This window comes from Niastella populi (genome assembly GCF_002078015.1).
Lineage (GTDB): Bacteria > Bacteroidota > Bacteroidia > Chitinophagales > Chitinophagaceae > Niastella > Niastella populi.
Genome location: NZ_LWBP01000068.1, coordinates 1 through 1,028 on the forward strand (window position 1 = coordinate 1; position 1,028 = coordinate 1,028).

Below are 1,028 nucleotides of genomic sequence, written 5' to 3' on the forward strand. Positions count from 1 at the left end.
ACCCTGGGTCAACATGGCAAGAATTTACAACTGGTTCTTGGGTGAAAACCATCATGGAAATCTAATTGGGTTAGGTTCTGTTAAAGGTAAAATGTTAGAAATAAAAGAACGTTTTCGATAGCACTGTATACGTTGAGCAGGCGTTCATTAAGTAGGAAAATGTATTCGTAACCTTAATAAATAAGCCTGAATTTATTTTTTAGTCAATAGATGATAACAATAAGATATATTACATTTTTATTTTTTTTAATGCTCTCAAGTTATTCCTTTGCGCAGAATAACTGTGGCATTACGGTTGATACAATGAAAATTTATCTGGATGAGAATTTAGATGATTTTATTTCCGATTTACAAACACAAAAATTTAAAACATCGAAAGATAAGAACCAGATTCCTGGTTCAATAATGCAATACCTTAACTGTCTGACAAGCGACAATTTTTCAATTGCCAATCCAAATGAAGAGTATAGATGTTGTTGTGAATCTTCACAGAAGTTACCAAAAAGGAAATTGTTATTCTTTTCAGAAAGTAAGGGAACGTTTCTTATTACTTATCTAACCGGGGGAGTTGGCGTTTCGACAAAAATAGTTATGCTGAAATTGCAGGACGATAAAGTTATAGACTTGTGGACAGGATACAGTTTTACGGAATTCAAATCGAAAGAACAGGTTGTTAAATATATAAAAGCGAAGAGAAAAATTAAATTTGGTCTTCATGGCAGTATTGGATTGTAATAAATTCAAGTTTAGTGCCCGTTGACAATGCAAATTATCTTCTTAATTGTTTTATCTATCTTTACAAAAGAATATCAGTTCTTATAGTGTCAAATATCACAGCGTCATCTATTGAGTCCCCCATTTTGCAGCACTCAACTAACTGACTAACAATAAGGAGTAGGGTAGGTTCACTTCCCTCTCTCTCCGCCGATTAAATTGAAACGCCTTCAAGTTGTTGAATTTGAAGGCGTTTTCTTGTTCGAAATATTTCCTCAGATTTAAATGCGCTTTAAACAAGAGGCAGGTAATCA

At 33.4% G+C, this 1,028-nt stretch carries 1 protein-coding gene; it reads left to right on the plus strand.

From position 1 onward, the window contains the following. Positions 1 to 249: 249 nt before the first annotated feature. Positions 250 to 735: a hypothetical protein gene (locus A4R26_RS08200; protein ID WP_165760190.1), complete on the plus strand. Its 486-nt coding sequence runs from the start codon at positions 250 to 252 to the stop codon at positions 733 to 735. The last annotated feature ends 293 nt before the right edge of the window (positions 736 to 1,028 follow it).

Coding starts and splice junctions, on each gene's coding strand:
- A4R26_RS08200 (WP_165760190.1), top strand. CDS start 250: ATGCTCTCAAGTTATTCCTTTGCGCAGAATAACTGTGGCATTACGGTT.